This is a genomic window from Streptomyces sp. NPDC055189, from assembly GCF_053606765.1.
Genome location: NZ_JBSGSG010000100.1, coordinates 25,590 through 33,459, shown reverse-complemented (window position 1 = coordinate 33,459; position 7,870 = coordinate 25,590). Strand labels below are relative to the sequence as shown.

6 protein-coding genes are annotated in these 7,870 nt (G+C 69.1%); 4 read left to right on the top strand and 2 right to left on the bottom strand.

What is annotated here, in order from left to right; all coding sequences use genetic code 11:
* Positions 1-44 precede the first annotated feature (44 nt).
* On the bottom strand, positions 45-962 hold the full coding sequence (locus ACWFR3_RS40650; protein ID WP_453739743.1) for an LLM class F420-dependent oxidoreductase: 918 nt from the start codon (positions 960-962) through the stop codon (positions 45-47).
* A 136-nt stretch (positions 963-1,098) separates the two neighbouring features.
* Entirely contained in the window at positions 1,099-2,454 is a 1,356-nt protein-coding gene (locus ACWFR3_RS40645; protein ID WP_453739742.1) for a phosphatase PAP2 family protein, read from the bottom strand.
* A 255-nt stretch (positions 2,455-2,709) separates the two neighbouring features.
* Between ACWFR3_RS40645 and ACWFR3_RS40640 the strand changes: the two genes are divergently transcribed.
* From ACWFR3_RS40640 to ACWFR3_RS40625, 4 genes are all read left to right on the top strand, one after another.
* On the top strand, positions 2,710-3,384 hold the full coding sequence (locus tag ACWFR3_RS40640) for a hypothetical protein (protein WP_453739741.1): 675 nt from the start codon (positions 2,710-2,712) through the stop codon (positions 3,382-3,384).
* 74 nt (positions 3,385-3,458) lie between these two features.
* On the top strand, positions 3,459-3,992 hold the full coding sequence (locus tag ACWFR3_RS40635; protein ID WP_453739740.1) for an NUDIX hydrolase: 534 nt from the start codon (positions 3,459-3,461) through the stop codon (positions 3,990-3,992).
* 227 nt (positions 3,993-4,219) lie between these two features.
* Positions 4,220-6,850: a rifamycin-inactivating phosphotransferase gene (rph, locus tag ACWFR3_RS40630; RefSeq protein WP_453739739.1), complete on the top strand. Its 2,631-nt coding sequence runs from the start codon at positions 4,220-4,222 to the stop codon at positions 6,848-6,850.
* A 174-nt stretch (positions 6,851-7,024) separates the two neighbouring features.
* The gene (locus tag ACWFR3_RS40625) at positions 7,025-7,798 is read left to right on the top strand and encodes an AraC family transcriptional regulator (protein WP_453739738.1); all 774 of its coding nucleotides are present in this window, start codon (positions 7,025-7,027) and stop codon (positions 7,796-7,798) included.
* Positions 7,799-7,870 lie beyond the last annotated feature (72 nt).

The window sequence follows — 7,870 nt, the reverse complement described above, 5'->3', positions numbered from 1 at the left end:
GGCGGCGACAGCGCCGCGCCCTCGCCGGGGCGGATGAACATGGCTCAGGCGTTGGCCAGCTCTCCGAGCAGTTTCCAGGTCCGGCGGCGGTCCGCATCGCCGCCGAGTTCCGTCGCCGTGAACACCACCTCGGTCGCTCCGGCTTCCCGGTAGCGGTGGATCTCGGCGGCGACGGTTTCCTCGTCGCCGATGACGGCCAGGTCGGCGGCCCGGGTGGCGCCGGAGAGGCCGATGACGCGTTGGTAGGAGGGGAACTGCTCGTAGAAGGCGAGGGATTCGGTCGCGGTTTCCCGTACCGCCTCGGGGTCGGCGGTGACGACGCCGGGGACGAAGGCCACGATCCGGGGTGCGGGGCGGCCCGCCGATTCGGCCGCGGCGGTGACGGCCGGGACGATGTGTTCGGCGAGTGCGCGGGGTCCGGCGAGCAACGGCAGGATGCCGTCAGCGAGTTCACCCGAGACGCGCAGTGCCTGCGGGGCCATGGCGGCCACCAGGATCGGTACCGGCGGCTCGGCGCCGGGCACCTGCGCCGGCAGGGGTGTGGTGGCGGTGAGGAGCTCGCCGTGGAAGTCGGAGCTGCCCGTCTCCAGGAGTGGGCGCAGGGCGGTGAGGAATTCGCGGAGCCGGCCGATGGGGCGCTCGTGCGGGATGCCGAAGGCCTCTTCGGTCAGCTTCTTCGTGCCGAGCGCGAGGCCCAGGTGGTAGCGGCCGCCGGTCGCGGCCTGGGCCGTCTGCGCCTGGCTGGAGATGAGCAGGGGGTGTCGGCCGAAGACCGGGATCGCCGAGGTGCCGACGTGCAGTCCCGGCACCTCGCGGCCGACGATCGCGGCGAGCGTGGGGGAGTCGTACGAGAAGGTCTGGCCGAACCACGCGGAGCGTAACCCCGCCTCGTGAGCTTCTCGCGCGAGTTGCACCGTTCCGTCGAGCCGGTCCTGAAGTGAAAGCGCTACTCCGATGGTCATGCTGATGGAAACCACGGGTTGAGCGGCCGTCATTCCGGCTCGCGTATGACAAGCGCGTGGCGGCTTTGTAACCCGCGACCCGCATCCCGCGACCCGCAATTCGCGACACGCACACCGCAACCCGACGCGGCTTGGCTCAAGCCGGTTCGGGTTGCGGTTCCGGTTGGAGTGCTGGTGCGGCTTTGGGTTCCCATTGCCTGGTGGTCCGTGTGTAGCCGTAGATCACAGAGGCCGTCGCCAGAATGACCAGGGGGCCGAACAGCGCGGGGTGCTCGGCCATTTCCATCGGGAGATAGCGGTACGACACCAGGAGCGCCGCGAAGACCGCCGTGCCGTAACCGACCAGCAGGAGGCCCGACCGGTCCCAGCCCCGGTCGTACGCGCGCAGAGCCCCCTCGATCGTGAGCGTGAACACCACGCCGGCCAGGAGATCCACGCCGTAGTGGTAGCCGAAGCCGAGCGTCGCACTGAGTGTGGCGACGAGCCAGAACGTGCCCGCGTACCGCAGAAGCCGCGGGCCCTTGCGGGAGTGGATGAAGATCGCGGTGGCCCACGCCGTGTGCAGGCTGGGCATGCAGTTGCGCGGGGTGATCGCGTCATACGGCACCGGGTGCGGGACGGTGATCGGCAGCGGCGAATTCGGCCACAGGTTGGCCACCGCCCATTCCACGCCGCCGGTGCCCGAGGTGCCGGGGCCGTAGGCGAAGATCGGCCCGACCACCGGGAAGATCATGTAGAAGGCCGGTCCGATGAGGCCGATCACCAGGAAGGTGCGCACCAGGTGGTGGCGCGGAAAACGGCCCTCGGCCGCCACGTTGCGCAGCTGGTACAGGGCGACGGCGATCGCGGCCACCGCGAGCTGGGCGTAGACCAGGTCGAGAACGTGGGTGGTGACCGGGCCGGTGGCCCTGAGTATCCGGCCGGCCAGCCATGACGGGCTGCCCAGGGCGTGATCGGCCATCGCCACGTAAGGGTCGAGCACGGTCGGGTGCGTCTTCGCCGTGATGAGCAGCCAGGTGTCACCGGTCTTGCGTCCTGCCACGAGGAGCAGACCCAGGCCCACGCCCTTCAGGAGCAGCATCCGTTCCTTGCCGGTGCGGCCCGTGATCGCGATGAATGCCCAGCCCAGCATCACCCACAGTGCGCCGTTGCCGAAGAACTGACCCTCGGGCACGTCGGCGTCGATCGCCCACCGCACCAGCACGAAGACGATGTCGATGCCGATCGCGGCACCGGCCGCGATGAACCGCTGCCGCCAGGTGAGCACCACCATCATCAGTGCCAGACCGCCGTACAGAGGGCCCGGCTTGGGAGGGAACAGCACCTCGCGCGCCTGGTTGGTGATCGGGCCCGGTACGCCGCCGTAGTGGCGCGCGGCGATCTCCAGCGCGACGAGGAAACCGAGGGCCACCACGCACGCCGTGGCCCACAGGATCGCCCGCGGCTGACGCCATGCGCCGGACTTGATGGTGCGGTCTATTCGTGAAAACACCCGCGAAGCTGTAGGTATCAATTACTTAACCGATTTGGTAGGTGATGTTCAAATAGATGCCCCTTTGTGTTGTGTGACGTGGTTTCCGGTGAAGGAAGGTGATGGGGCGCCCTCGTCGCGAGGTCGATCATGCCATTGGGGTCGATCCGCAGTTGCCGATGGGGCGGTTGAGACGAAAGGGACTGCTGCGCGTACGTGACGGCACACGGAAACCCATCCGGTGGTGGCATACGCCGCCGGGGACAGGAGTCGCACGTGTCGCGCAAGAAGACGCTCAGCCGTAATAAGAAGGTTGCTCTCATGGTGGGGGCCGCCGCGCTGGTGGCGGGCACCGCGGTGGTGATGACCGGTACGAGCCAGGCCTCGGTGGCGTGTGACGGGCTGGCCACCGCGCTGAGCAACAACGAAAAGTTCATCGCGGGTCAGCGCGCGAACCCCGATGCGCAGTCCGCGGCGCGGATCGCCAACCGGGAAGCGGTGATCGAGGAGATCAAGCGGAAGCAGGCGGCGTCGGGCTGTGGCGGGGGTGAGGGGGCGGAGGCCGGTGGGGGTGCCGGGTCCGGTGAGGGCGCTGCTCAGCCTCCGGTCTCCGAGGAGCCGGGTGACGAGGCCACGGCCACGACCCCGCCCGCGGATACGGCCACGACCCCGCCCGCGGACGGCGGAGACGCGGGGGCGGAGGGCGAGGTCGTCTGCGCCGGTTCCACCGTCACGCTGTCCGGCGAGGCCGGAGCGCCGGCCGCGTCCAGCAACGAGTTCCCCGTCGGTACGCAGCTGAAGGTGACGAACCTGGACAACTCCAAGTCCACCACGGTGGAGGTCACATCGACGTCGGGCAGCTGCGTACTGCTGAACAACGAGGCGTTCGAGGAGGTGCGTGAGGCCGGTAAGTTCCTGATCCGCAAGGCGCGGATCGAGCGCGTCGGATAGGTGGAGCGCTGGACAGGCGGAGGAGGCGGGGGTACGCCACTCTCGCCCCTCCGTGATCACGTACGGTCAGCGGCATGGAAGCCGGAGAGCCGAGAACCCCGAAGTCGGGAACCCCGAAGTCGAAACCCCCCAAACCGCGGGTGCAGTTGGTCATTGGCATCGTCCGCCGAGGCGACGAGATCCTGCTCGTGCGCGAGAACCTCGGCGTCAATGGCGAGGCCCTCTGGTCACTGCCCGGCGGAGGGGTCGAGGACGGCGAGCTCCTGCACGAAGCGCTGCGGCGCGAATTGCGTGAGGAGACCGGACTGCTGGTCGGCAACCCGGTGCGGACCGCGTTTCTCATGCACATCGACTCCGAGCAGTTCCCGTCCGCATTCGCCTCCGCCTTCGAGATCGACGAGTGGTCGGGAAGCGTCGCGCCCGAGGACGACGAGATCAAACAGGCTGCCTTCTTCCCCATGCCCGACGCCTTGAAGCTGCTCCGTGAACTGGACAGCGCGACGCAGCGGGAGCCCATCGTCGGCTACCTGACCGGGGCTGTCGCACCGGGAACCACATGGCTGTACCGCAACAGGGGCAGGGAAGAGACGCTCGTCGCCCGCTGGTGACTCGTACAGGCGCGGCGACGGTGATCAAACGCGTGCGGCGACGGTGATCAAAAGAAGGTGACCAAAAGAAAAGGCAAGGAGATGTCTCTCCCTGCCACTCCTAACGTATAGCTCACTTGGGGGCTTGCGGCAAGGCCCGGGTGGTGGCGCAGAATCGTCGGCCGAGGCCACAACCTGCGGAAACAGGGCGCACGACGCGCCCGGCCGGAGGCCACGGAGGTAGCGCAGTGATCGAGCAGTACGTGTTGGATCTCCACGAGGTCGACGGGACGCAGACTGCGATCGTCGGCGGCAAGGGAGCGCACCTGGGGGAGCTGTCGCGGATCGAGGGCGTTCGCGTGCCGGGCGGGTTCTGCGTGACGACGGATGCCTTCCGGCAGATCATGGCGGAAGCAGCCCCTTCGATCGACGATCAGCTCGTCGAGCTGTCGCGCCTGAACCCGGATGACCGCGAGGGGATCCGCACGCTCAGCGCGGAGGTCCGCCGGACCATCGAGGGAATCGCCATGCCCGGTGATCTCGCGGAGGCGATCACCCGGGCGCTCGCCCGGCTCGGCGAGCACGCCGCCTACGCCGTACGGTCCAGCGCGACGGCGGAGGACCTGCCCACGGCTTCCTTCGCGGGCCAGCAGGACACGTACCTCAACGTCATGGGGCCCGCGGCGGTCCTCCGGCACGTCAGCCGGTGCTGGGCCTCGCTGTTCACCGAGCGCGCCGTGACGTACCGCCTGCGGAACGGCTTCGACCACCGCACGGTGCACATGGCCGTGGTGGTGCAGCAGATGGTCCTGTCGTACGCGTCCGGCATCCTGTTCACCGCCGACCCCGTCACGGGCAACCGGAAGGTCGCCACCGTGGACGCCGGCTTCGGCCTCGGCGAGGCCCTGGTCTCCGGCCTGGTGAACCCGGACGTCTTCAAGGTGCGCGACGGCGAGATCATCGCCGAGGCGGTCGCCGCCAAGCAGCGCGCCATTCACGCCTTGCCCGGCGGCGGTACGCAGGAAGTGGCCATCGACCCGCAGCACCAGGAGCAGTCGGCGCTGACGCATGCGCAGGTCGTGCGCCTCGTGCGGCTCGGGCGGCAGATCGAAGCGCACTTCGGCCGGCCGCAGGACATCGAATGGTGTCTGGTCGACGACGACTTCCGGATCGTTCAGAGCCGGCCGATCACCACGCTGTTCCCGATCCCCGAGGCCGACGACCAGGAGAATCACGTCTACCTCTCCGTCGGCCACCAGCAGATGATGACCGACGCCATGAAGCCCCTGGGGCTCTCCGTGTGGCAGCTGACGGCCATGGTGAAGATGCACGATGCCGGCGGGAGACTGTTCGTCGACGTCACCCCGCGCCTGGCCTCGCCGGCGAGCCGCGCAGGGCTGCTGGACATGGTGGGGAAGGGCGATCCGCTGTTCAGGGATGCGCTGGAGACCGTCCTGGACCGGGGCGACTTCGTCCCGTCGGCCCCGGACGCGGCTCCCGCGAGCCCACCGCCAGGTGGGGCGTCTGCCGGTGGGGCGTCTGCGGGCGGCGCACCCGCCCCGATCGCAACCGATCCAGCCATCGTCACCGAGCTGATCGAGCGCAGCCAGAGCTCCGTCGCCGCCCTGCGGCGCGACATCCGGACGAAGACCGGGCCGGAGCTCTTCGACTTCCTCCTCGATGCATTCGCCGAGCACAAGCGGGTTCTCGGTGATCGGCTGAGCATGCAGGCGATCATGGCGGGGATGGAAGCCACGTGGTGGCTCAACGACAAGCTGCAGGAGTGGCTGGGCGAGAAGAACGCGGCCGACACACTGACGCTGTCCGCTCCCGACAACATCACCTCGGAGATGGGCCTTGCGCTCCTCGATGTCGCCGACGTGATCCGCCCGTATCCGGAGGTGGTCGCGTTCTTGCAGGGCGTCGAGGACGAGGGCTTCCTGGACGGGCTGGCCAAGCTCGCGGGCGGGACCGAGGCGCGCGACGCCATCGAGGCCTACCTCGACCGGTACGGCATGCGCTGCGTCGGCGAGATCGACATCACGAGGCCGCGTTGGAGCGAGCGCCCCAGCACGCTGCTGCCCGTGATCCTCGACAACGTCAGGATCTTCGGGCCCGGCGCCGCCGAGCGGCGGTTCGAGGAGGGACGGCAGGAGGCGCAGAAGAAGGAGCAGGACGTGCTGACCCGCTTGCGGGCGCTGCCCGACGGGGAGCGGAAGGCCGATGAGACCAAGCGGACGATCGACCGGCTGCGGACCTTCATCGGGTACCGGGAGTACCCGAAGTACGGCATCGTCAGCCGCTCCTTCGTCTACAAGCAGGCCTTGATGCGGGAGGCCGAGCGCCTCGTCGAGGCCGGTGTGCTGCCCGGGAAGGAGGACATCTTCTACCTCACGTTCCAGGAGTTGCACGACGTCGTGCGCTCGCAGCAGGCGGACGCCCGGCTCATCCGGCAGCGCAAGGACGCCTTCCGGGCGTACCAGGCACTCACGGTGCCCCGGGTGCTCACGTCGGACGGCGAGGCCATTGCCGGGTCGTACCGGCGCGAGGACGTGCCGGAAGGTGCCCTGGTCGGCCTCCCTGTTTCCGCCGGGACCATCGAGGGGCGGGCCCGCGTCATCCTCGACATGGCGGAGGCCGACCTCGAGGAGGGCGACATCCTGGTCACGGCCTACACGGACCCCAGTTGGTCGCCCCTGTTCGTCGGCATCACGGGCCTGGTGACGGAGGTGGGCGGCCTGATGACCCATGGCGCGGTGATCGCCAGGGAGTACGGTCTGCCTGCCGTCGTGGGCGTGGCGGAGGCGACGAGGCTGATCCGGGACGGGCAGCGGATTCGCGTGCACGGCACCGACGGGTACATCGAGATCCTGTCCTGACCGGCTGCTGGGTGCCGACGAGCGTGCGGGCTTCTGGGCACGTGGCCTGCTGACCGCCGGGGAAAGCGGGCCATGCGCGCCGCCGTAGTCTGGGGCGATGCACCCCGTTCACCAGGCTGCCGGAGCCGTCCGTGTACGTGCCGCCTTCGCCGCGTGCACGGGCGGGGCGCGGACGTGAGCCGGGAGCTCAGGGAGCTGCCGGTTCACGCGCCCGGTTCGGTGGAGGTGCCCTTCGTCATCCAGGGGTACGACGAGACCGTCGCGTGCGACACCGTATGGGGCGAGCACTCCCACCCCTTCCACGAACTGCTCTGGAACGAGCGCGGTGCCTCCACGGTCGTGGTCGGTTCGGGCGTCTGGACCACCACGCCCAACCTGGCCCTGTGGATACCCGCCGGCGCCCTGCACTCGGGATCGGCGGTCGCCGGCACCTGGTTCCGTGCCGCCTTCTTCGGCTACGGCGCCACGAGCTCGATCTCCGACGTTCCGGTGGCCGTCGATTTCACCCCGCTGCTTCGGCTCCTTCTGGAGCGCTTGAGTGACCCGCAACTCCCGCCCGAATCAAGGGCGTTGACCGAGTCGATGGTGCTCGACGTGTTGCAGCCCTCGCCGCGTGAACTGCAGGTGCAGCTGCCGTCGTCGCCCCTGCTGCGTCCGGTCGCGGTGGCCGTGCGGGAGAACCCCGGTGATCCGCGGACGCTGGCGGACTGGGCCGCCGAACTGGGGGTGAGTACGCGCACGGTGACCCGGGCGTTCCAGGCCGAGACGGGAACCAGTTTCGCGCGCTGGGTGGGGGCTGTCCGCGTGCAGCACGCGGTCATGCTGCTCTCCCGCGGCTGGGAAGTCGATGCCGTCGCGGAGCAGGTGGGCTACCGGTCGGCGAGCGCCTTCGGCGTGGCGTTCCGGCGTACGACGGGACTTACTCCCGGCGCCTTCCGCGCGCCCTGACGTCGGCCGGGCGATGTCCCGATCACGATATTCGCTGTCTGAAATGATCGATTGCGACAGCAGTCTGCCGTC